The sequence below is a fragment of the Methanoculleus sp. UBA430 genome, assembly GCF_002506585.1.
Lineage (GTDB): Archaea > Halobacteriota > Methanomicrobia > Methanomicrobiales > Methanoculleaceae > Methanoculleus.
On record NZ_DAXW01000003.1, the window covers coordinates 67,037 to 89,195 of the forward strand.

A 22,159-nucleotide genomic window follows, 5' to 3' on the forward strand; every position below is an offset into this window, starting at 1 on the left:
GGTTCAGGGGGACGCCGGGAGAGCGATCACCGGGAACAGGACCTCGGTCAGGAGTTCCTCCTCCGGCACCTCTGCGGGGTCGTTGAGATAGAGTTCCCGCGAGGGGCCGGCCGGTGCAAGACCGTGCTCGCCCATGTAGGCGAAGAGCCGCTCGTAGGCCTTCCCCACCCCCGAATAGGGGCCCGTGTAGAGTACCGAGACAAATCGGCCGCCCGGAAGGTTTTGGACCTCGATCCGGGACCCGTCGAGGTTGATGGGCCCTACGATAGGGATTGCCATCTCGATATCGGCGTCCGTCTCTCGATACTCTTCGTCGTGGCAGATGAACATGATCGGCCCGGTCACCTTTGCAGCGGGCTGCCGCCCGTCAGCAGGGAAGAGACAGCCGCAGAGTTCCCCGATCAGTCTGGGGATGGTCTCCTGGTAAACACCCAGCTCACGGCGGGTAAGCACCCGCAGGGCCGGGATCTCTTTTATAGCAGGTTCGGTAACAGACATACGGAATCCTCCGTTCAACGGATCCTGCATCCGCAGGATTTCCGCGATCGCATGCAGCCGCCCGGCCTCCCGCTCGGTTGCAGTAAGACGCCGCGCAAAGAGATCCCGGACTGTCCCGGCATCGCCGCGTTCCCGGGCCGCGAGGATGGTCTCAACCTCCGGCAGGCAAAACCCGAGCCAGAGCAGGTGCCTGATATGAATGCCTCGCTCAGCCTGGGCGACAGTGTAATAACGGTATCCCGTACAGATGTCTCTTGCCGCGGGGACGAGGAGCCCCCGCTCGTCGTAGAGGCGGAGCGCCTTCTGCGAGAGCCGGGTGATCCGCGAGAACGTGCCTATGGGGATCTGGTCGACTGGCATGGATTACATCCACCTGTTGGCATTGCCGGGTAATAGGCAGTCGGAGTCTCCCCGGGGGGAGAGTTCCCGCCCGATATGACAGTCTCCGGTTGGACGGCGCCGGGCGTCAACCTTCCGGAGTTATCCGGGTGGTGCGGACCCGGAAGAAGGGGGACGGAGCCCATCACCATTTCTGGATGAGAGAGAGGAGCATCTTTCTGACCTGTGCGGTCAGCTCGCAGGAGGGGTTGATCTCAAGCGCTTTGTCGGCGCACGTGAGTGCGTGGCGGTACATACCAAGGTGGTAGAGGACGCTGCACTTCATGCTCCACCCGGCGGCGTACTTCGGGTCGATCGAGAGCACTTTATCAAAGCACTCGAGCGCTTTGCGGTACTCGCCGAGGGCGTACAGGGCACCGCCCTTCAGGCTCCAGACCCGGACGCCCCCGGGATCGTCCGTGATGGCCCGATCGTAGCAGGCGATGGCCTCCTCGTGCCGGTGCTGGAGGAAGTGAGCGTAGCCGAGATCGGTCCATGCCGCGACGAAATGAGGGTCGATCGAGAGCACCCGTTCATAGCAGGCGACCGCTTCGTCAAGCCGGCGCATCGCGACAAAGACGCCGCTCCGGTTGTACCAGGCGACGGCGGAGTCCGGGTTGAGCTCCACGGCACGGTCATAGCAGGCGAGCGCCTCATCGAGCCGGTCGCGGCGCCGGTAGAGCATCCCCCGGGAGACCCAGGCCGGAGCAAACCCGGGATCGATCGCAAGCGCCTTCTCCCAGCAGGCGAGCGCGTCCTGGTCTTTGCCGATGAGGTCGAGAAAGACACCCTTGTTGTTCCACATCTTCACGTTGGCCGGATCTTCCTCGAGTGCCCGATCAAAACAACCGATCGCCTCGTTGAATCGCCCCTGCTGGGCAAGAGAGACCGCTTTTCTGCTCACTCCAGCATCGGTCTCCGGACCCTCTCGATCTTCGGATCCACCTCTCCCAAAGAGCTTTCCCGTAATGCTCATTCCGGACATTCCCCCCGTGGTCAGGCAATCGGTAGCGGGCATACGATATAACCGTTCCGCTGCTGCAGACGGTACCGGCATGGAGAAAGCAGCCCCTGATAGGGGGGTCAGGCGGCATCGGTCCGGCCGGGAGGCCGTCGCTCGGGGTCCCGGTCGGCACGGCCCCGCACCGTCGGGATCACCCGCGCCACCCGCCCGGCCCCACCCTCACGGCGGAGTTCGGTATGCACCCGGGCGTGGCAGAAGCCGCAGAGGGTGAGCAGGTTCTCCAGGTCATCGTTTGTGGGATCGAGGTCGAGGTGGTGGACGTGGAGGTCCCCCGCCGATCCGCAGACCGAGCATACCCCATCGTCGCGAGCGACGACGGCAGCGCGGACCTCACGCCAGCCCCGGAGCCCGTACTTCGCCCGCGCCCGGATGGTGACGCCGAACTCCTCGCAGAAGACAGCACCCCTCTCCCGGACCGCGAAGGGGCACCGGCAGCAGAGACTGATGAAGCCATTGTGGTCCGGGAGGCCGTCGCAGAGGGGAGGTCGGGTGCGGTCGAACGCATCAAGACTGAGCTGCAGGTCAGAAGACATCCTTGAGAAGATCTCTTTCGGGGTACGGGATAAGTGCTGGGATGCCCCGGGTGTTACCCCTTCTTCTCCTCCCGATAGGGGATCGGGATGTAGGTGACCGACGGGCGGCGGGACATCGCCTGCGGGAAGAGGTCCATCAGTCGATAAATCCCATCGGGCATACCGACCGTGACGGGAAGCCCGAGGTCCCGCGCCTGCTCGAAGGTGATCGGGTAGTCATGGGTCCACGTTCCTTCCGCGAGCAGGCGTGCGAGGTGGTCCGCCCGCCCGGCGTCCATCCGGTCGTGGAGCAGGCCGGCCACGAACTCCCGCATCTGGTTCTGGGCTTTTGATGCGATATCGACCAGAATGAAGGTCTCATCCTCGATCTCTTCCGGCGGTTTTACGTGTGGGACCCGCAGGATCGACGCCGCCGGGTACTCCCCGATCCGGGGGTCGACCGGACCGATGACGGCGTTCTCGTCCATCACCACCTCATCGGCGGCGAGGCAGAGGAGCGTCCCGCCTGACATGGCGTAGTGGGGGACAAAGATTGTCACCTTCCCCTTATGGCGCCGGAGCGCCATCGCGATCTGTTCGGAGGAGAGGACAAGGCCGCCCGGGGTGTGGATGATGAAGTCGATCGGCATCTCCGGATCCGTGAGCCGGATCGCCCGGAGGATCTCTTCGGAGTCGTTGATGTCGATGTAGCGGTAGAACGGGATGCCGAGGAATGCGACCCGCTCCTGCCGGTGGATGAGGGCGATGACCCGGGTCCGGCGCTCCGCCTCCAGGTCCCGGATCGCCCGGAGGCGGCGGGCCCTGGTTATCTGCTGCTGGACGAACGGCACCGCGAAGAGGAGGAGAAGCACGGCGGCGAGGAGCAGGATCCAGACATCGGGCATACCGGCTAGTGCGTCCTCCACGTAAAGAAGGTTCGCCCATCCAATGCATCAGGGGGAGCAGAACTCGTCGATCGAGGTCTGCCGGGTGCGGCCGCCCTCGAGCGTCGAGAGCCTGACCCCGAGGAGCCGGACGGCCGTGCCGTTCAAGAACGGCAGGAGCAGCGCAGACGAAACCCGCCGGATCACCCCGGGGTCCGCGGTGAACCGTTCCAGTGTCCGGGACCGGGTATGCGTCTGAAAGCCGCGATACCTGACCTTGACCGTGACGGTCCGGCACCGGAGGCCTTCGGCGGCGAGCGTCCCCACGACGTCGTCCGCGAGCCCCGCGACGGTTCCGGAGAGGAGGGACGGGTCGGCGCTGTCCTGATCGAACGTCGTCTCCCGGGAGATGGATTTGCACTCCTCTCTATCCTGCACCTCGCGATCGTCGATGCCCCGGGCGAGGCGGTGCAGCAGGACGCCCCACCTCCCGAACCGGGCAATAAGGTCCTGGACGTCGCGGCGTGCGAGGTCGCCGATGGTCCGGATGCCCATCTGCTGGAGGGCCTCGCCGGTCTTCTTCCCGACGCCGGGGATCTTTCCAACCGGCAGGGGCGCGAGGAACGCCGCGACCTCATCCGGGGCGACGACCGTCAGCCCGTCGGGTTTCTGGTAGTCGGACGCGATCTTTGCCACGGCCTTGCACGGGGCGACGCCGATCGAGCAGGTGAGCCCGGCCTCTTCCAGGATCTCCCGCTTGACCGCGGCGGCAAGCGCTCCCGCTGCTGCGAAACTGCCGGCGTCGCTGACGTCGAGGTAGGCCTCGTCGATGCTCACCTGCTCGGTGCGGCCGGCGTGCCGGGCGAGGATCGCCATGATCTCCGCCGAGACCCGGGAGTAGAGCGAGCGGTCCACCGGGAGGTAGACACCGCGTGGACAGAGGGCATACGCCCGGGAGATCGGCATGCCGGAGTGCACCCCGTAGCGGCGGGCTTCATACGAGCAGGTGCTCACCACGCCACGGCCCGCTCCCCCCTTCGGGTCGGCGCCCACGATAACCGGCTTCCCGCCAAGGGACGGGTCGCGGCGGACCTCCACCGAGGCGAAGAAACTGTCCATATCCACGTGCAGGACGATCCGGTCGCCGGTCACCTCCATGAACCCCTCCTGTCTCCAGAGGGAGTGTTTGAACTCCGGCAATATAGGGGGTTTGGTGGGGAGAGAAAGTGCAAGGCTGGAAGAGGATTGCACGGGTGCCGGACATGGGCCAGGAGCGGCTTCCTCCGATCATACCGGCAATGATCTGTGAAAGCCCGAAAACGGCTTCCGAGGGGATATCCCCATTGGGAGTGGGGCTGACGGGGAGTGCGAGTGTAGCGAGCATGAGAAGACCTTTGGTCTTCGAGGGGGCATCCCCCCTCCCCTGTCTCCGCCACTTATGGGAGCATGTGACCCCCACTCGAAGACCTCCGGTCTTCTCAAACTCCTGCCGTTCCGGCAGTCGTTCCCCACCCGGCCTCCGGCCTCCTCAATCGCACCTGGCGGTGCTCAAACTCCTGCCTCGCACCTAGCGGTGCGCAGTCCCCACGGTCCGGTATGGGGCACTTTCCACGAGTCTAACATATCCATCTGTTGTACAAAGCCGTTTTCGGGCTTTAGTCTCCGATTCTCACACTTGCCCGGATCTCCAGGCACCCCCGAGCATAGGGCATCTCTGCAACATTGGTTTCGCCTACCAGCACCACGCGTCACATTCCAACCCCCGCGCGCCCCCCGGTGAGCAGGGTGGGCGATTCATGAACAGGAGCGCTAGAAAAGGCGACGATATAGCGAAATATCGACTTATTCTGTATGAAAAACGCGCACTTTCATAATACGTGGGCGAGTGAGAACCACTCGCTCCACCTTCTCCATATGATCGGCAGGAATGTTTGCGATCACCGGATTGTGAGGACGTGCAAATAAAAAGGGGTAATGGGGGAGTTTACCGCGCCGGGATGATGAGCGAACGCTCGCCGGCGGGCATGAACTCGCGGATTGCACCCTTCGCGAACTCGCGGCGGGGTTCGGCAAAGTCGAACCTCAGGCTCGGGTCGGCGAAGCAGACCTTGACGAGCGGGCTGTAGCAGAACGCGTCGCTGCGTCCGTAGTGGGCACCCGCGACGATCGCGGCGTACTCGCCCTGGTGACCGACGTTCATCGCGTAGTTCGGGTAGTTCGGGCCACGGAGTTCTCCCATCAGGCCGCGGTCGGACTCCATGGAGAGGGAGTTCGCAGACCCGCACTGGTCCTGGAGGTCGTAGCCGAAGAAGCCGAGACGCGACCATCCGTCCTTGTGCAGGAGCATGGAGAGGTACCAGGCGTTCAGGCCGGCGTTGGAGTTGCCGGTCGTGATAGAGGTTGTCAGACCGGACGCGGCGGCGATGACACCGGCACGCTGGGACCCGCCGAAGTGGTCCTCCATCATGGTCGGGAACTGTTCGTACTGCTCCATGGCGTTGAGGGTGACCTCGGTGGCCAGGTCGTTGACGATCTCCTGGGTCGGCTTGACCTTGTCGTTCGGGCTCGGGTTCTTCCAGTCGACCCCATACTTGTCCTTGGCGTAGTCCATACCGTAGTAGGTGAACTCGTCGAGGATGTTGTCGGTGTAGGCCGCGGTCGCGTACTGGGTGAATCCGACACCGCCGGACATGTAGGAGCCGAGCCAGATCTGGTCGTAGAGCATGGTTCCGGCACCGACGACCTCGAGGGCAGCCTTGGCGGGGTCGTTGGGATACTTCCGGTTCGCCTGGACGATATCGGCGAAGAGACCGAACTTGATGCCACCGGGCTCGTTGGGGCCACGGGCACGCCGGGCGGGCAGGTGGGATCCCATCTGGATGACGCCTGCGTGCTTTGCGGCGTAGGAGAGGTCGGCGACAGCCGCTTCACCGGCGCACATGCGGTAGGCAGCGATGAAGGACATACCGATCTGCATTGCAGACCACCGGGAGGTCGTTCCACCGTCGCAGGTCCTCGAGACCGCGGTCGGGATGTGGATCGCCTGGTACATACTCTTGCCGACTTCGGCCTTGAGCTCTTCGGCCTGCTTGGCGGTGAAGAGTTTCTCGATGTCCAGCAGGAACTGGGGCTCGATGTCGTCGGCGAGCTCCTGGTCGCCGGTGAAGACCTTGACGTAACAGTCGTCGACGAGGCCGGGGTGAGTCTCGACCATGTGTTCCTGGACGACGGCGCCGCCGGGCATCGCGTGGTTCAAGATGTGAAGGTATTCGTTGATCGTCTCGGGGGTGACTTCCTTGCCCAGACGCTTCTGCAGGGTCTGGTGGGCAAGGTCCATGCCGACGATAACGGTCCTGCGGATGTCGTCCCACATCTGCTGCATCGCAGCGTTGTTGACGAAGTGCAGGTCGTCACCTTCGACGAAGACGCCGGTGCCGGAGACCTCGTAGGTCATCAGTTGGCGCTGGCCCATCGGGATGCCGCCCAGGTGGCAGCGTTCGGGATCGTACATGGAGACACCGCGGTCCATCTCGACGGCGCGGCTGGCCTTCATGAACTCCATCTTACGGGGAGACTGGCGGACGCCGTTGAACTTGTAGAACTCGGCGGTCTCGGACTCGACGTCCTGCCCCTGGAACTTCTCCTTGAGCGACTTCAGGAACAGTTTCTGGGATCTCTCAATCTTTGCCATTGTAATCACTCCTCTTTCGGCATGAAGCCGTATTTCGTCCGCAGCGAGTGGATGCGCTGGACGTACTCGACGTACTCGGTGTCATTGCGGTAGGAGGTTCCTACGAGCGAGTGGAAGATCGTCGTGTGGGCCTTGAGCCAGTTCTGGTCCATAGGCTTGCCGACGGCAACCGCACGGTCGAGGGGTTCGCCGATCTGATTCTTGACGTACTTGACGACGCCGTCCTCACCGAGGACGTTCCTCTGGAGCATATCGAACATCATGCCGTCTTCAGCAAGACGGAGCGAGTGACCATGCACAGTCGCACCGCGGATGCCGACGAGAGCGGGGTCGAACATCTCGGTCTCGATGAGATCTTTTGCGTACTTCTCGAGGTCGCGCTCGCGGCACTCGACGATCTGACGGCCGGAAAGCGTACCGGGGTCGATGCCGCGGAAGCGGTAGCACTCGGTGTAGGTCCGCTGGTAAGGCTGCGAGGGGGCGTTGAACATCGAGTCGGCAAACTGGATGTAGCGGACCCGGTCGCCGGCCCTGGCACCCTCGGTGGGCTTGACGAGCTTGCGCATGGGGCACTCGGGCTCCTGCTGCTCGGCGAGCGGCGGGTGGGCGCTCGGATATGCCGATCCGGGTGCGCGGTGACCGAGGATCAGCACGATGTCCTCATCCGTTACGGAACGAACCTTCTCAAGCTTCTGGCCGGGGTTCATCTGCTTGCGCCGGTTCGCGGCGACAATTGATGTCCCGGGACCGTACTGGGGCTTGTATGCCATTGTTTTATTCACCTCAAAGTGATTGATATCTTATCTATTTCCGATTTTGAACGATTCCCAGCCATATTTCCAGGTATAGAGGCACCTGCCGCACCGCGGGTCCCGGGTGACCGCCGGGCCTCCCCCGTTCCAGGGGTCCGCAAGGCCGATGGGCGCTGTATCGCACCGCGACCATGGATCGTCATCCGGCGGATGCAGGCAGGCATATCGAGCAGGTGTTCAGCGATCTCAGGGTTGAGCACCCGTATGGGCACGATCCTCGCCCGTGGGAATGTGGCCTTCATCATTCTGGATCTCTGCTCAGGCTCCGTTTGCGATCTGGTTGATCGGCTTGTTGAAGACGTCGATCTTACCGTAGGTGTCGGCATAGATCTTCGAGGTGCTCTCGGGCGAGAACATCTGGGTTCCGGCGTCGAGCGCCGCTGCAGCGACCACACACGGGATGGCCACACCATTTGCATGACGGGTCACGACGTGGTTGCCGTTGAAGATACCGGGGCCGCCACCGCCGTAGATCGAGTGGCTGAAGAACGAGAACCCGACAGCGGTACCCATGACACGGCCGTAGTCGGTGCTCGGGAGACCGGTCTCGTGCTCAAGCAGGTCGTTGAAGTAGAGGAGCGTCGCGGAGACCGCCTGGGCGAACCGTCCGGCACCACAGTTGACGATGGTGGCTGCCATGGTTCCCGCAGCGGCGTAGGCGTTCCAGAGCATGGGGTCCTTGGTGTCGTAGAACTGGAAGTACCCGCCCTTCTTGCCGGGGACGATGACCTTGTCCTCGATGGCGCGCTCGACCAGGCTCTGGACGACCGTGCCGATGGTTCCGGTCTGGCCGTTTGCCTTGACGAGGTCGTAGACCATGTTGTTGGCGTTCAGGCCCTGGTAGGCGTAGGCGAGCAGCATGGCGCGCTCGAACGGCCCGACGGCGGATCCCATCTCGAAGATACCGGCGGTCTCGAGGGTGGATGCGAGTGCTGCACCCTGCAGGGCGTTCCGGTTGGTCATCATGACGGTGTGGTTGACCGGGATGTTCCGGAGCGCGTAGCCGATACCCTCGTTGTTCTGGGGGATGGTCAGGATCGACGTGACGAGTGCGCCTTCCAGATCCTGGGTGTGCGGGTAACTGCCCCAGCAGGCCGCCTTGACGGTGGATGCGTTGAAGGCGTCGATGTCAAACTGGTCGACGATCGCAAACGTGGTTGCGGCTGCGACCGAGGTGATCGCGGCGTCGTAGGTGGACGCGTTGATCAGGCGCTTCGATGGGACCTTGACGAGCTGGAGCTTTCCACCGTTGAACTCCATGATCTCAGTGTCGTCGCCTTCCTCAACCTGGATCATCTCCTTGATCTTGGCGACGATGGCGTCCTTGTTCTCCATAATGGGGAGATCCAGTTCTCTTCCCTTGATCTTGCCCTTTCCAAGCTTGCCAACCTTGAGCGCATCCTGGATACCCCCGAGGTTTACGTTGATCGTTCGCTTGGTCAGGTCGATGATCTTACCTGTGGCCGGGTTAACCAGCGGGCTGACTCTGTCGAGGGTGACGCCGCTCTTGAGCAGCTTTCCGTCGTCAGAATAGAGGTCAATTGTTTCCGTGTATTTAGCCATAGTATTTCATCCTTTTACCCTTGTTCAATGCATTCCATTCATGAAAGAGGCCGGGGCAAACACCCGCTCCGGTTCTCTGAAGGCCGCTACTGCACGTCCCAAAAGGGACTATAAGAGTAGAAGGAGAGTTATTAATAAAATTTGCGAATTTAGATGGACTTTTTTGCAAAAAGTAATATTCATATTAATTATATTCCCAAACGGATATTTTAAAATTGAGATTGAACGGTTCAAATGGTTGAACGCGAAACTTAAAAAGGATTTCGCCGCCCCGGACTGTCAGACAATCCGTCAGACGATCCTGAGGGGAAGAGTATAATTAAATAATAAAATAGACAATACTAATAGCAATAGTTAAAACAACTCACACCAGTGAGAGGCTGAAAGTACCCGACTTTATAGGTTGCACCCCGGGACATATAAATCTACCCTCAGAAAGGAATTATTGTAAATTCAGACCATGTCTGACCGCGATTTTAGAAACTTACCTTATTACTGCCAGAAGTAAAAGAGGCATATCTATATAGTACCCCCACTACCCGGACTCCTGAGAGAGACCACCGACACGGACCCGCATGCCGGCTCCCGGCAGATCCATACCCCGACATCGACAGGTTAACCGAACGACATACACACGGGGCAGACCGGCAACAGCGAGACCCCCGAATTAAAACGTCCATTTTCCTAATATCCCACAAAAATACCGCCATATTTGAAAACAGAGCCCTTCAGGGTTCGCGATGTAAAGTTGATCACCTGAAATAACTTACAAATACGGAATAGTTAAATACATACCATTACAAGTTATGACAAAGTGATCCACCCGTGCTCCGTCAAGAGAGGTTCCTCTCATTCAGGCGAGCAGATCCCCCGTAACACACCTCATCGGGAGCGTCACGCCCTACGGGAACCGATTTGCCGGAGTGTCGGGAGGCTGATCTCACCAACCACATAGAGGCAAAACCATGGCGAACAGGATTACATTGAACATGATCACCCAGCGCTCCATCGAAGAAGGCGTTGCGATGGAAAAGGGCAAAACGACCCCCGAATACTTCGAGGCCTGCTCGATCATCGAGATGCACGATGACGACGTCAAGGCGCTGGGCCTCGTCCCGAACCAGCTGGTACGGGTGACGAGCGAATGCGGAAGCGTGGTCGTCAAGGCCGTCAAAGGGCGTCAGTCGCTCTACCCCGGCCTTGCATTCATCCCACAGGGCGTCTGGGCAAACCAGATTGTTCCCCCGCGGACCCAGGCGACCGGGGAGCCCCAGTACAGCGGTTTCCCCGTAACGGTCGAACCGGTGAACGGCGAACGTCGGAAGAGCGCACTCGAACTCGTCCAGGGGGCCGTCGGGTTGTGGAGAGGTGATCAGTAATGCCAAAGAAAGTTGAGAACGTTGGATGCCCATACTGCGGCGTCTGTTGCGACGACCTTGTCGTGACCGTATCGGACGATGGAAAGCAGATCATCGAGGTGGAAAATGCCTGTGCCATCGGCAACCAGATCTTCCACCACGCCACGGGTGGCGAGAGAGTTAAGCTTCCCCGCCTCCGCCAGCCGGACGGCACCTACAAGGATATCTCCTACGACGAGGCAGTCGACTACGCGGCAAAAGTCCTCTACAACGCGAAGAAACCCCTGATCTACGGGTTTGGATCGACCAACTGCGAGGGCATGGCCGCCGCGGCCAAGGTCGCCGAGAAAGCCGGGGCCGTGCTCGACAACTGCGCGTCCATCTGCCACGGGTCCTCGTTCCTTGCCATATTCGACAACGGCTACCCGAGCTGCACCCTCGGTGAGACAAAGAACCGCGCGGACGTCGTCCTCTACTGGGGCGCAAACCCCGCTCACGCCCACCCGCGGCACATGTCCCGCTACTCGATCTTCCCCCGCGGTTTCTTCACGGGCAAAGGCCAGAAAAGCCGCAAGATCATCGTGATCGATCCCCGCCACACCGATACCGCCCAGGTGGCGGACATCTACCTGCAGGTGAGGCAGGGGCACGACTACGAACTCTTCGACGCGTTCCGCGCCGTCGTCCGGGGCCACGAGATCCCCGAGGAGGTTGCGGGGATCAAGCGCGAGCAGATCCTCGAGGTCGCCAATATCATGAAGAAGGCCCGGTTCGGCACCATCTTCTACGGCATGGGGCTCTGCCACTCCGACGGCCGGAACCACAACGTGGATATCGCCATCAGCCTGACCCGGGACCTCAACGACTACACCAAGTGGACGATCATGGCGATGCGGGGCCACTACAACATCACCGGGCCGGGCGCGGTCTGGTCATGGCAGTACGGGTTCCCCTACTGTCTCGACCTGACGAAGAAGGACATCGCCCACATGAACCCCGGTGAGACGAGTTCCGTCGATCTTGCCATGCGCGACGAGGTCGACGCTTTCATCAACATTGGAACCGATGCCGGCGCCCACTTCCCGATCGAGGCGGTCAAGCATCTCCGAAAGCACCCCTGGATCACCATCGATCCGAACATCTGCATGGCGAGCGAGATCTCCGACCTCCATATTCCGGTCGGAATCGTCGGGGTCGAGGTCCCGGGCATCGTCTACCGGATGGACAACGTCCCGATCCAGTACCGCAAAGTCATCGATCCGCCCGAGGGTGTCATCAGCGATGAGGAACTCTTCGAGCGGATCCACAAGCGGCTCTGCGAACTCGAAGCAGAGGGGGCCGCGAAGGCCGAGATCAAGGCCGCCCCGGCTGGCGTCCGCGCGGAGGAGTAAAGCATGAGCGAACTCATCATCAAGAACGGGTTCGTCGTTGATCCCCTGCAGGGCATCAAGGGCGACCGGATGGACATCGGGGTCAAAGACGGCAAGATCGTCGAGACGGGCACCCTCTCGAACCCGAAGACGATCGACGCCGCCGGCATGACCGTGATGGCGGGCGGCGTGGACGTTCACTCCCACGTCGTCGGGCCGAAGGTGAACGTCGGCCGGCTCTTCAGGCCGGAGGACAAACTCTTCAAGAGCCCCCTCAAATCCCCTACGTGCAGCCGAATGGAGATGGGCTTCTCGGTCCCCTCGACGTTCAAGACCGGCTACGACTACGCGCGGATGGGCTACGTCTTCGTCAACGAGGCGGCGATGCCCCCGCTCCACTCCCCGCACGTCCACGAGGAGATCCGGGACACCCCGATCATCGACAACGCCGCGATGCCGGTCTTCGGGAACAACTGGTTCACCCTCGAGTACCTCAAGAACAACGAGATCGAGAACAACGCCGCCTACACCGCCTGGCTCCTCCGGGCCACCCGCGGGTTCGGCATCAAGGTCGTCAACCCCGGCGGCTCCGAGGCCTGGGGATGGGGGCTGAACTGTGTCAACATCCACGACCCGGTTCCCTACTTCGACATCACCCCGGCAGAGATCGTGAAGGGCCTCATCGAGACGAACGAACACCTGGGCCTCCCGCACTCGGTGCACCTGCACTGCAACAACCTCGGGAACCCCGGCAACTACGTCGACACCCTTGAGTCGCTTAAACTCGCCGAGGGCTACGCACCGAAGAACGACTTCGGCCGCAAACAGGTGATGCACATCACGCACCTCCAGTTCCACTCCTACGGCGGCGACTCCTGGGGGAACTTCGAGTCGAAGGCAAAAGACGTGATGGACTACGTGAACGCCCACGACAACCTCACCGTCGATATGGGCCAGGTGACGCTTGACGAGACGACCACAATGACCGCCGACGGGCCGTTCGAGCACCACCTCTGCTCCCTCAACCACCTGAAGTGGGCAAACGTGGACGTCGAGCTCGAGACGGCCGCAGGCGTCGTCCCCTACATCTACAGCCCGAAGGTCAAGGTCTGCACCATCCAGTGGGCGGTCGGCCTGGAGCTGGCCCTCTTCTCCAAAGACCTGATGCGGACGTTCATCACCACCGATCACCCGAACGCCGGGCCGTTCACCCGCTACCCGCGCGTCATCACCTGGCTGATGAGCAGGGCTGCGCGTGACGCGACGATGAAGACGTTCAAGTGGCTGGACAAGACGATCGACGCGACCTCAATCGACGGTATCGACCGCGAACTCACGCTGTATGAGATCGCGCAGATGACCCGGGCCGGACCGGCGCAGGCGCTCGGCATCAGCAACACCTACGGCGGGCTCGCCCCTGGCATGGACGCCGACATCGCCGTCTACGCCCTCAACCCCGAGAACATGCCCTCCGACCCTGCAATGATCGAGAAGGCCTTCTCGCGGTGCGCCTGGCTTGTCAAAGACGGCGTCGTGACCGTCAGAGACGGCGAGGTCGTCGCAGAGCCGGCAAAGCGGACCGTCTGGGTCGATGTCAAGGTTCCGGAGAACGCACAGGTGCAGAGAGACATCTACGAGCACTTCCTCAGGCACTACAGCGTGAAGCTCGATAACTACTCGCTCTTCGAAGAACACCTCCACAACCCGCGGGTAATCGAGGTCGACGCAACAGAATGAGGCGATAACCATGAAGACAGTAATCCTCACCCTGACCAACCCCCCCGAACTCATGCTTGAGGGGCAGAATATCACTCCGGACAACGTTGCAGGCAAAAAGGCTGCCGAGATAGCCGCCCTCGACGTCTGGGAGGGCAAGCAGAAGAGCGCACTGGGAACATACTTCGCGGTTGCCGGCGACGGCGGCGCGACGGCGGCCGAGACGAAGATCATCCTCCGTGGGGACTGCACCCGCGTGAAGCGCATCGGCCAGCAGATGACCGCCGGCGAGATCGTCATCGAAGGCAACGCCGACATGTATATCGGCGGCTGGATGAAGGGCGGGAAGATCCACGTGAAAGGCAACGTGGACTCGTTCTGCGGCATCGGGATGGAAGGCGGCGAACTCGTCATCGACGGAAACGCCGGACACCATCTGGGCGCATCGCCTCGCGGCGAGTGGCGCGGCATGCAGGGCGGGCTGATCCGGGTCGCCGGGTCCGTCGGCAACGATACCGCCACGTTCATCAACGGCGGGACGATCGTTATCGGTGGCGATGCGGATATTCACGTCTCCACCCACGGCGAAGGTGGCACGGTCATTATCAAGGGCAACGCCAAGGGCCGCGTCGGCGGGCAGATGGTGAAAGGCAACATCTACGTCTACGGGACGATAGAAAACCCGCTCCCCGGGTTCCAGATGGTCGGCGAGGTGGAGCAGGAGGTCGACGGCGAGACGGCTACATTCACCCACTACATCGGGGACCTCGGCGAACGCCACCCGACCGCGAAAGGCAAGACGGTGTATGCAAATCTCTACACCCGGAACTAACCTTTTTTTGGACTCCAGAAGTCCCGGCACCGCAGGCGGGCTGGACGTGGCACTATGGTGAGGCGATACCTCACGCTGCAACCGCTTGCAGAAGTCCGGGAGATGATGCTCTCCGCGTTTAAGTGCCCGGACCGGTCGATACGGGTCCCGGTAGCCGGGGCGGCAGGGCGGGTGACGGCAAGATCCATCTGCTCGCCCCTGACGGTTCCGGCAACGGATGTTGCGGCACGGGACGGCTTCGCCGTCGTAAGCAGCGAGACACCGGGTGCCGGCCACGGAAGAGACGTCTCCCTCCGGACGTTTCACCGGGTGAATACGGGCAACCCGATTCCTCCCGGCCACGATGCGGTCATCATGATCGAAGATATCGTCGGCGAGGACGGTGCCTGGCGCACCAGGAAGGCGGTGACCCCCGGTGAGCATATCCATCCCGCCGGCAGCGAAATCCGCGAGGGTGAGATGATCCTTCCTGCCGGACACCGTATACGCCCCTGCGACATCGGGGCGCTCCTCACCTACGGGATCACCGAACTCGATATCCGGTTCGTGGAGGTCGGCCTCCTCCCGACCGGGAGCGAACTGGTTCCGGCAGGCGTGCGGCCGGGGCCGGGAGAGGTGATCGAGAGCAACACCGCCGCGGCGGCGGCCTGGGTTGCAGAGACCGGCGCCTCACCGAGACGCTACCCGATTGCCCGCGACGATCCTGAAGTACTCAGGAAGGCTATCGCGAGAGGCATCCGGGAGAACGATCTCCTCCTGGTCTCCGCCGGATCGTCGGCAGGCACCCGGGACTTCACCGCCGGCGTCATCGGCGACCTCGGGGAGGTGCTTGTCCACGGTATCGCCATGAAACCGGGAAAACCCTCGATCATCGGAAAAGTCGACGGCAAACCGGTCATCGGGGTGCCGGGATACCCAATCGCCGCCATGGCCGCGGTACGGGAACTTCTCCTCCCCCTGCTCGCGACGTGGGGGTTTTATGCCCCGCCCCCGGAGACCCTCCGTGCCCGGCTCGACGGTGCGATCCTGGCCGATCCCGGGTTCGACGAGTTCATCCTCCTGACGGTATCCCGGACCGGGGGCCGGTACACCGCCACCCCCCTGCCCCGGAAAGCCGGGACGCAGATGACGGCGGTCCGCGCGAACGCCTGCCTTCACGTCCCCGCAGGGACCGGGAAGATCCTGCCGGGCACGGAGATCGATGTCCTCCTGACCGGACCGCGTACGCTGATTCAGGAGGCAGCCGAACTAGCTGAACCAGCGCCGGACCGTTCTGTGCGGCAAGAGAGAAGTGGCGCACCGTTCTGCTGACAGGGTCCGAGCACCGGGGATGAACCGTCACCCCTCACTCTCGCAGGTCTCCACCAGGGACCGGACCCGCGCCTCGAGAGCGGGGAGCCTCTCCTGGAACTCCCGCGCGAGCAGGAATGTCCGGACGGCGTCGCCCATCCCCCGGTGAACGTTCAGGAGGTGGCGGTACTCATCGGGAACGGGGTAGCGGAAATGAGTCGAGGCGACGACGGAGCCGTCGGCACGAAAATCGATGAGGCGGGAGAGGCGGTCGAGGGAGAGGACCTGCTTCATCTCAAAACGCCGCCGGATCTCCCTCTGGAGGTCGGTGAGCATGCACCCGTCGAGCGAGACCCCCGCGGTCCTGAAGGCTCTCTTCTCCATATCCGCCGCAAAGACCACTACTTCACCGATATCCCCCGTCGAAAGAACCGATTCCATGAAGGAGCGGAGGTCGGCGGACGCATGCCGGGCGGTAGCCCGTGCTGCCGGCATCTCGCTCTCCCGAACCCGGAACGCGTGGTCGTAGACCTTCCCGTACTCCTCATGGCCCATATTCGCCACGGTCGTTGCGACACCGACGGTCTTGCCGCATGAGTCGGTCACCTTCTTCCAGATCTCGACATCGATATCGTAGCGAAACTGTTCGCCCGTATAGCGGACGCTGTCGTCCTCCGGCCGGTGGGCAACCGCTCCTATCTCGATCGGCATCATGACCCTCCGGCAGGTGCCGTAGACGTAGCCAAACTCGATGTCCAGGTAGACGCTGCCGCCCGCCTCACCTGCTACGGACTGTTTCACGAATAGAGATCTATTTTCCGGTGACGAAAAGGTTTCCCGGGCCCCGGCTTCGGCAAAGATTTATCCAACTGGACATAAGCCATTTTATAGCAGCAAGAGCAGCAAGATGCTCTGTATCGAACGACCATGAGACTCTCCACCATCTGGGAAAAACTTCGTACCGGCGGCCTCCTCGGGCAGGAGCCTCGCGGACGCCCGGAGCTCCCCCTCAGCCGTGACCGGGAGGCGGAGGTACGAGCACTCCTCGCCCGCCCACCGTTCGGGCTCACCGACGTCCGCGATACGGCCCTTCCCCTCTACGACCGGGCGCTGACCCACCGGTCGTACGCGAACGGCGGGGAGTACCCGGTAACGGTGGTCGACGACAACGAGCGGCTTGAGTTTCTCGGGAACTACGTCCTCGACTTCGTCATCGCCGACCACCTCTACACCGGGTACGTTCTCCCGCCGGGGGAGATGAACCGGAGGCTCCAGGTGACGAGGAACACAAAACTCGCCGAGATCGTGCGGCGGCAGGGTCTCGGCATCGATGGGGTCATCAGGAGACGGGGGCAGGCACCGACCGACTCGATCATCGCCGACGCGTTCGAAGCCCTGATCGGCGCCATCTACCTCGACCGCGGCCTCGATGCTGCCCGGGAGGTAGTGCTCGCGATCTTCGAGAGCGAGATCGCGGAGTGCGACGTCCACAGGAACTACCGGGGGAGGCTCCAGGAGTTCGTCGCCCGGGAGAATCTCGGCGGCCTCGAGTACGCCTTCCGCCAGACCGGGCCCGGGAGCTGCCCGGTCTGGGCCGCCCGGGTGGCCGTCGGGGGGACGCCTCTCGGCGAGGGGGAGGCGCGGACAAAGCAGGGGGCGGCGATGCTCGCGGCAAAAGAGGCGCTCGGCCGCCTCGGGGAGGAGTGAAGTGGTGCAGCCGGACGGGCGGGATGCGACCGTCGCCGTCGTTCGATGCGACGATTATACACCGGAAAGGGTCGATCTCGCCGTCCGCCGCGCGGTCGACCTTGCCGGCGGCATCGGGAGGTTCGTTGCGCCGGGGCAACAGGTCCTCCTCAAACCCAACCTCCTGCAGGGTCAGGAGCCGGATCGGTGCGTCACCACCCACCCGACGGTCGTTGCTGCCGTCGCCCGGCTCCTCATCGAGCACGGGTGCCGGGTCGTCATCGGCGACAGCCCGGGAGCCGGGATCATCTACAGCGAGGCGAACCTGCGGCGGGCGTATTCGCGTAGCGGGTTTGCAGCGGTAGCGGAAGAGACCGGCGCCGTCCTGAACTACGATACCGACTCAGCGATCGTCCCGTTCCCGGAGGGGGAGACGATGAAACAGTTCCCGATCATCACCCCGGCCGTCGAGGCCGACGCGATCGTGGTCGTCTCGAAGGTAAAAACCCACATGTGGACCCGGATGACCGGGGCGGCGAAGAACCTCTTCGGGCTCATCCCGGGACTTGAGAAACCGGTCTTCCACTTCCGGTTCCAGGACGAGTACGCCTTCGGGAGGATGCTCGTCGACCTCAACGAGTGCATGAAGCCCCGGCTCCAGGTCGTGGACGCAGTTGTCGGAATGGAGGGGGACGGCCCCCAGGCCGGCAGCCCGCGCAGGATCGGGGTGATCCTCGCCGGAAGCGACTACTCGGCCGTGGATACCGTCCTCGCGCGGCTCATCGGCATGGACCCGCTCGAGATCGGGAGCACGAGAAGCGCGGCCGCGCGCGGACTTCTCGACCCGGAGGCAGTCCGGACGGTCGGCGACGACCCCGAGAAGTTCGCGGTCCCGGACTTCCGGAAACCCTCGACCTACGCCGGGAGCAGGACGGGCGTCTGGCGGCGGGTGATGCTCGCCGTCGTCCAGCGGTTCGGGAGAATCTATGCCCCCCGCCCCGGCGTGAACGCGCCGGCCTGCATCGGCTGTGGGAAATGCGAGCGGATATGCCCGGCACACGCGATCGTCGTCACGGAGGGCAAGGCGACGATTGACCCTGCGCGCTGCATCCGGTGCTACTGTTGCCACGAGATCTGCACCGAGCACGCCATCGCCCTCTCTCGGGGCCTCGTCGGAAAACTCCTCGCCCGCCTGCTCGGCTGAGAGCGGCCCGGCCCAAACCCTCATGAGTTATCCGGACAAGAGCAGAGGCCATGCCATGCCCGTTCTGCAACCCGGCCCCGGAAGATATTGTTCTTGAAAACGACCTCTGCTACGCCCGCTATGACATCCACCCGGTCAGCCCCGGCCACCTGCTTGTGATCCCGTTCCGGCATGTGGCGAGTTACTTCGATACGACCGACGAGGAGAGGATGGCTCTGGCGCGGCTCATCGACGGCTGCAGGGAATTCACCGATCGTGAACGGCACCCCGACGGCTACAACATCGGCGTCAACGTCGGGGAGGCGGCAGGCCAGAACGTCATGCACGTCCATATCCACTTCATCCCGCGCTACCGCGGGGACGCTCCCGGCGAGCATGAAGGGGGCGTGCGGGGTGTGCTGCCGTGCAGGCCGGAGTAGAAGCGAAAACGAGCGTCTTCGCGGTCTTCCGGTCGGCCACCCCTCCCGTGACCCGGGATGCAGCGGTGCCGGACGTGCGCCGACCGATACCGCCGGGTGCCCATTTAGAATGATTAATTATGTCAGTAGGGCATAGTTACCCTACGAGGGACAATAGTTGCAGACGCTGCTCTTTCTTATACTGTTCCCCATCCTCGTCGCATGTCTTTTGTTGTTCGTGAAGCGGACGGCATTGCGGTACGCGGTGGTCGCCCTCTCAGCTCTCGCTATCGGCGGGGCGTCGATATACCTGCTTATGCGGTATGCATTCGAGGGCGCGGTCTACTTTGCCGCGCCGTCGGAGACAGTCAGCCTCGCCATGGTGGCCATCGAGATGGGTCTCGCGCTCTTCATCATTTACATGGGCGCAAAGTTCAGGAACTACCTGGCAATCGTGCTGGCCGTCATCCAGGCGGCGCTGGTGGTCTACCTCGAGACAACGTTCTCGGGGAACCTTCATGCGGTCAACAACCTCTTCATCGACCAGTTCTCCATCATCATGGCCCTCATCATAGGGCTCATCGGGAGCCTGATCGCGGTGTATGCGGTCAGGTACATGGAGACGTATCACCATCACCACCCGGAGGTGCGCGACCGGCAGACGTTCTTCTTCTTCGTCATCTTTGCCTTCCTTGCCGCGATGTTCGGCCTGGTCTTCTCCAATAACCTCATGTGGGTCTTCTTCTTCTGGGAAGTCACCACCATCAGCTCCTTCCTGCTGATCGGCTACTCGGAGACCGAGGAAGCAACGAAGAACGCCTTCCGCGCTCTGGTGATGAACCTCCTCGGCGGGGTCGCCTTCGTCGTCGCGCTCATCTTCCTCGCCGCAACCGAGGCGACGAGCGGCGGGATCGATCTCGCCCGGGTGCTCGCCTCCTCCGACGCGGCCGTCGTCCTGATCCCGGCCGTCCTGATAGGGTTTGCCGGGATCACGAAGGCTGCGCTGATGCCCTTCTCCTCCTGGCTCCTCGGGGCGATGGTGGCCCCGACACCGGTCTCGGCCCTGCTCCACTCGAGCACCATGGTCAAGGCCGGTGTCTACATCCTGGTCCGGTTCTCGCCGGTCTTTGCCGGAACGTTCGCCGGGTTCTCCATCGGCCTCGTCGGCGGAGTGACCTTCCTGGTTGCGTCCGCGATAGCGATATCCCAGAGCGACGCGAAATCGGTCCTCGCCTACTCGACGATAGCGAACCTCGGCCTGATAGCCGCCTGTGCAGGTGTCGGGACCTACATGCTTGTCTGGGCGGCGATCCTCCTGATCGTCTTCCACGCCGTCGCGAAGTCGCTCCTCTTCCTTGGAACCGGGGCGATCGAGCACCGGACCGGGAGCCGCAACATCGAGGACATGGAAGGCCTGATCGTCCGGATGCCGAAGATGGCGGTGATGATGTTCATCGGGATCGCCGGTATGTTCCTTGCGCCGTTCGGCATGCTGATCTCCAAGTGGGCGGCGATCGAGGCGTTCGTCCAGGTCCCCTTCGGCCTGATCTTCATCGCCATCCTCGCCTACGGGAGCGCCGTCACGGTCTTCTTCTGGGCGAAGTGGATGGGTAAACTCGTCACGGTCACCCGGAACACGGAACGGGTCGAGAAAGGGTTCTTCGAAGAGTCCTGGGCCCCGCTCTATATCATCACCGGCCTCGTGATAGCGGCCGTCCTCCTCTTCCCGGTCATCTCCTCGATACTGATTGAGCCCTACGTCCTCGCTATCTATGGGGTTACGGCACACCTCGCAGATGCGAACGTCGCCATCATGCTCCTGATGATAGCCCTCTTGCTGATCCTCCCCGTCTCGTTCCTCCTCTTCAAGAGGACCGCGAGACACCTCCCGGCCTACATGGGCGGGAGGCCCGCGACGCCGGACCTGCATTTTGCAGGCTCCCTCGGCATGACCCGGGAAGCCCAGACGCGGAACTACTACCTCACCGAGTACTTCGGTGAGGCGAAACTCTTCCGACCGGGTGCGACGGTCTGCATCGTCCTGATCCTGGTTTCCTGGGCCCTTGCGGGGGTGGCGTTATGAACTGGCTCATCGGCGCAGTCCTCTTCCTCATCCTCGCGCCCATAACCGGCGGCCTCATCGCCGGTATCGACCGGAAGATCACCGCACGGATGCAGGGAAGAGTCGGGCCGCCGCTCCTGCAGCCCTTCTACGACGTCGGCAAACTCTTCGAGAAGGAGCGGGCCGTCGTCACCACGGCGCAGAACTTCTACGTCCTCGCCTACCTGATCTTCATCGCCCTCTCCGGCGCGCTCTTCTTCGCGGGAGGGGACCTCTTGCTGATCGTCTTTGCCTTCACGCTCGCCCACGTCTTCCTGGTGCTCGGGGCCTATGCGGTCCACTCGCCCTACAGCCATGTCGGGGCCGGGCGGGAACTGATCCAGCTGATGGCCTACGAACCGATGATCATCCTTGCAGCCGTCGGGTTCTACATGGTCAGCGGGAGTTTCTACGTCGCGGATATCGTTACAACAACCGTGCCGGCGATCCTCTACCTCCCCGGCGTCTTCCTGGGCTTTGCGGTCATTCTCACCATCAAACTCAGGAAGTCCCCCTTCGACATATCGACGTCGCACCACGCGCACCAGGAGATCGTCAAGGGGATCACGACGGAGTTCTCGGGCTCCACGCTCGCGCAGGTCGAGATCGCCCACTGGTACGAGAACGTCTTCCTCCTCGGGTTCGTATTCCTCTTCTTTGCCTGGAACCCCGTGATCGGGATCGTTGCGGTCGCTATCACCTACCTTGCGGAAATCTTCGTCGATAACGTCACCGCACGGGCGCGGTGGCAGGCTGCATTGAAGAGTGGGTGGCTCGCAGCGATCCTCGGGATCGTGAACCTGGCGATCCTCTCCTATATGATGCTCGGAGGTGCATGAGTA

19 protein-coding genes are annotated in these 22,159 nt (G+C 62.5%); 10 read left to right on the forward strand and 9 right to left on the reverse strand.

The features are described 5' to 3' along the window. Positions 1–3: 3 nt before the first annotated feature. The 8 genes from BRA49_RS02035 to mcrB form a co-directional block, all read right to left on the reverse strand. Positions 4–858 carry a MerR family transcriptional regulator gene (locus BRA49_RS02035; protein WP_292383002.1) on the reverse strand — a complete coding sequence of 285 codons (855 nt, stop codon included), beginning with the start codon at positions 856–858 and terminating at the stop codon, positions 4–6. A gap of 163 nt (positions 859–1,021) precedes the next feature. Then, entirely contained in the window at positions 1,022–1,780 is a 759-nt protein-coding gene (locus BRA49_RS02040) for a tetratricopeptide repeat protein (protein ID WP_292383004.1), read from the reverse strand. A 179-nt stretch (positions 1,781–1,959) separates the two neighbouring features. After that, entirely contained in the window at positions 1,960–2,433 is a 474-nt protein-coding gene (locus BRA49_RS02045) for an HNH endonuclease (RefSeq protein ID WP_292383006.1), read from the reverse strand. A gap of 53 nt (positions 2,434–2,486) precedes the next feature. Further along, positions 2,487–3,338 (reverse strand): SDH family Clp fold serine proteinase, encoded by an 852-nt coding sequence (locus BRA49_RS02050; protein ID WP_292383008.1) that lies wholly within the window; start codon positions 3,336–3,338, stop codon positions 2,487–2,489. Between the two features lie 27 nt (positions 3,339–3,365). Further along, a complete protein-coding gene (dinB, locus tag BRA49_RS02055; RefSeq protein WP_292383010.1) occupies positions 3,366–4,454 on the reverse strand; it encodes a DNA polymerase IV in 1,089 nt (362 codons plus the stop codon). An 826-nt stretch (positions 4,455–5,280) separates the two neighbouring features. After that, positions 5,281–6,987: a coenzyme-B sulfoethylthiotransferase subunit alpha gene (gene mcrA / locus BRA49_RS02060; protein ID WP_292383011.1), complete on the reverse strand. Its 1,707-nt coding sequence runs from the start codon at positions 6,985–6,987 to the stop codon at positions 5,281–5,283. 5 nt (positions 6,988–6,992) lie between these two features. Beyond that, a complete protein-coding gene (gene mcrG, locus BRA49_RS02065) occupies positions 6,993–7,757 on the reverse strand; it encodes a coenzyme-B sulfoethylthiotransferase subunit gamma (RefSeq protein ID WP_292383013.1) in 765 nt (254 codons plus the stop codon). A gap of 300 nt (positions 7,758–8,057) precedes the next feature. Next, positions 8,058–9,362 carry a coenzyme-B sulfoethylthiotransferase subunit beta gene (gene mcrB, locus BRA49_RS02070; RefSeq protein ID WP_292383014.1) on the reverse strand — a complete coding sequence of 435 codons (1,305 nt, stop codon included), beginning with the start codon at positions 9,360–9,362 and terminating at the stop codon, positions 8,058–8,060. 965 nt (positions 9,363–10,327) lie between these two features. Between mcrB and BRA49_RS02075 the strand changes: the two genes are divergently transcribed. The 5 genes from BRA49_RS02075 to BRA49_RS02095 are packed head-to-tail and all read left to right on the forward strand — an operon-like array spanning position 10,328 to position 15,949. Then, on the forward strand, positions 10,328–10,741 hold the full coding sequence (locus tag BRA49_RS02075; RefSeq protein WP_292383017.1) for a molybdopterin dinucleotide binding domain-containing protein: 414 nt from the start codon (positions 10,328–10,330) through the stop codon (positions 10,739–10,741). Next, positions 10,741–12,111 (forward strand): formylmethanofuran dehydrogenase subunit B, encoded by a 1,371-nt coding sequence (locus BRA49_RS02080; RefSeq protein WP_292383019.1) that lies wholly within the window; start codon positions 10,741–10,743, stop codon positions 12,109–12,111. The genes BRA49_RS02075 and BRA49_RS02080 overlap by 1 nt, the downstream gene beginning before the upstream one ends. Before the next feature lie 3 nt (positions 12,112–12,114). Beyond that, positions 12,115–13,827: a formylmethanofuran dehydrogenase subunit A gene (locus tag BRA49_RS02085; RefSeq protein ID WP_292383021.1), complete on the forward strand. Its 1,713-nt coding sequence runs from the start codon at positions 12,115–12,117 to the stop codon at positions 13,825–13,827. A gap of 10 nt (positions 13,828–13,837) precedes the next feature. Further along, positions 13,838–14,638: a formylmethanofuran dehydrogenase subunit C gene (locus BRA49_RS02090; protein WP_292383023.1), complete on the forward strand. Its 801-nt coding sequence runs from the start codon at positions 13,838–13,840 to the stop codon at positions 14,636–14,638. A gap of 54 nt (positions 14,639–14,692) precedes the next feature. Further along, complete coding sequence (locus BRA49_RS02095) at positions 14,693–15,949, forward strand: molybdopterin-binding protein (RefSeq protein ID WP_292383024.1); 1,257 nt, start codon at positions 14,693–14,695, stop codon at positions 15,947–15,949. Positions 15,950–15,976: 27 nt separating this feature from the next. Here the strand turns inward: BRA49_RS02095 and BRA49_RS02100 are convergent, their stop codons facing one another. Then, complete coding sequence (locus BRA49_RS02100; protein WP_292383026.1) at positions 15,977–16,729, reverse strand: hypothetical protein; 753 nt, start codon at positions 16,727–16,729, stop codon at positions 15,977–15,979. A 126-nt stretch (positions 16,730–16,855) separates the two neighbouring features. Between BRA49_RS02100 and BRA49_RS02105 the strand changes: the two genes are divergently transcribed. The 5 genes from BRA49_RS02105 to BRA49_RS02125 all read left to right on the forward strand — a co-directional run bounded on the left by BRA49_RS02105 (position 16,856) and on the right by BRA49_RS02125 (position 22,156). Continuing rightward, a complete protein-coding gene (locus tag BRA49_RS02105; protein ID WP_292383028.1) occupies positions 16,856–17,635 on the forward strand; it encodes a ribonuclease III family protein in 780 nt (259 codons plus the stop codon). 1 nt (position 17,636) lies between these two features. Further along, positions 17,637–18,818 (forward strand): DUF362 domain-containing protein, encoded by a 1,182-nt coding sequence (locus tag BRA49_RS02110; protein ID WP_292383029.1) that lies wholly within the window; start codon positions 17,637–17,639, stop codon positions 18,816–18,818. Positions 18,819–18,868: 50 nt separating this feature from the next. After that, positions 18,869–19,237 carry an HIT family protein gene (locus tag BRA49_RS02115; RefSeq protein WP_292383031.1) on the forward strand — a complete coding sequence of 123 codons (369 nt, stop codon included), beginning with the start codon at positions 18,869–18,871 and terminating at the stop codon, positions 19,235–19,237. Between the two features lie 157 nt (positions 19,238–19,394). Then, positions 19,395–21,299 (forward strand): NADH-quinone oxidoreductase subunit L, encoded by a 1,905-nt coding sequence (locus tag BRA49_RS02120; RefSeq protein WP_292383033.1) that lies wholly within the window; start codon positions 19,395–19,397, stop codon positions 21,297–21,299. Next, entirely contained in the window at positions 21,296–22,156 is an 861-nt protein-coding gene (locus BRA49_RS02125; protein WP_292383035.1) for a respiratory chain complex I subunit 1 family protein, read from the forward strand. The genes BRA49_RS02120 and BRA49_RS02125 overlap by 4 nt, the downstream gene beginning before the upstream one ends. Positions 22,157–22,159: the final 3 nt, after the last annotated feature.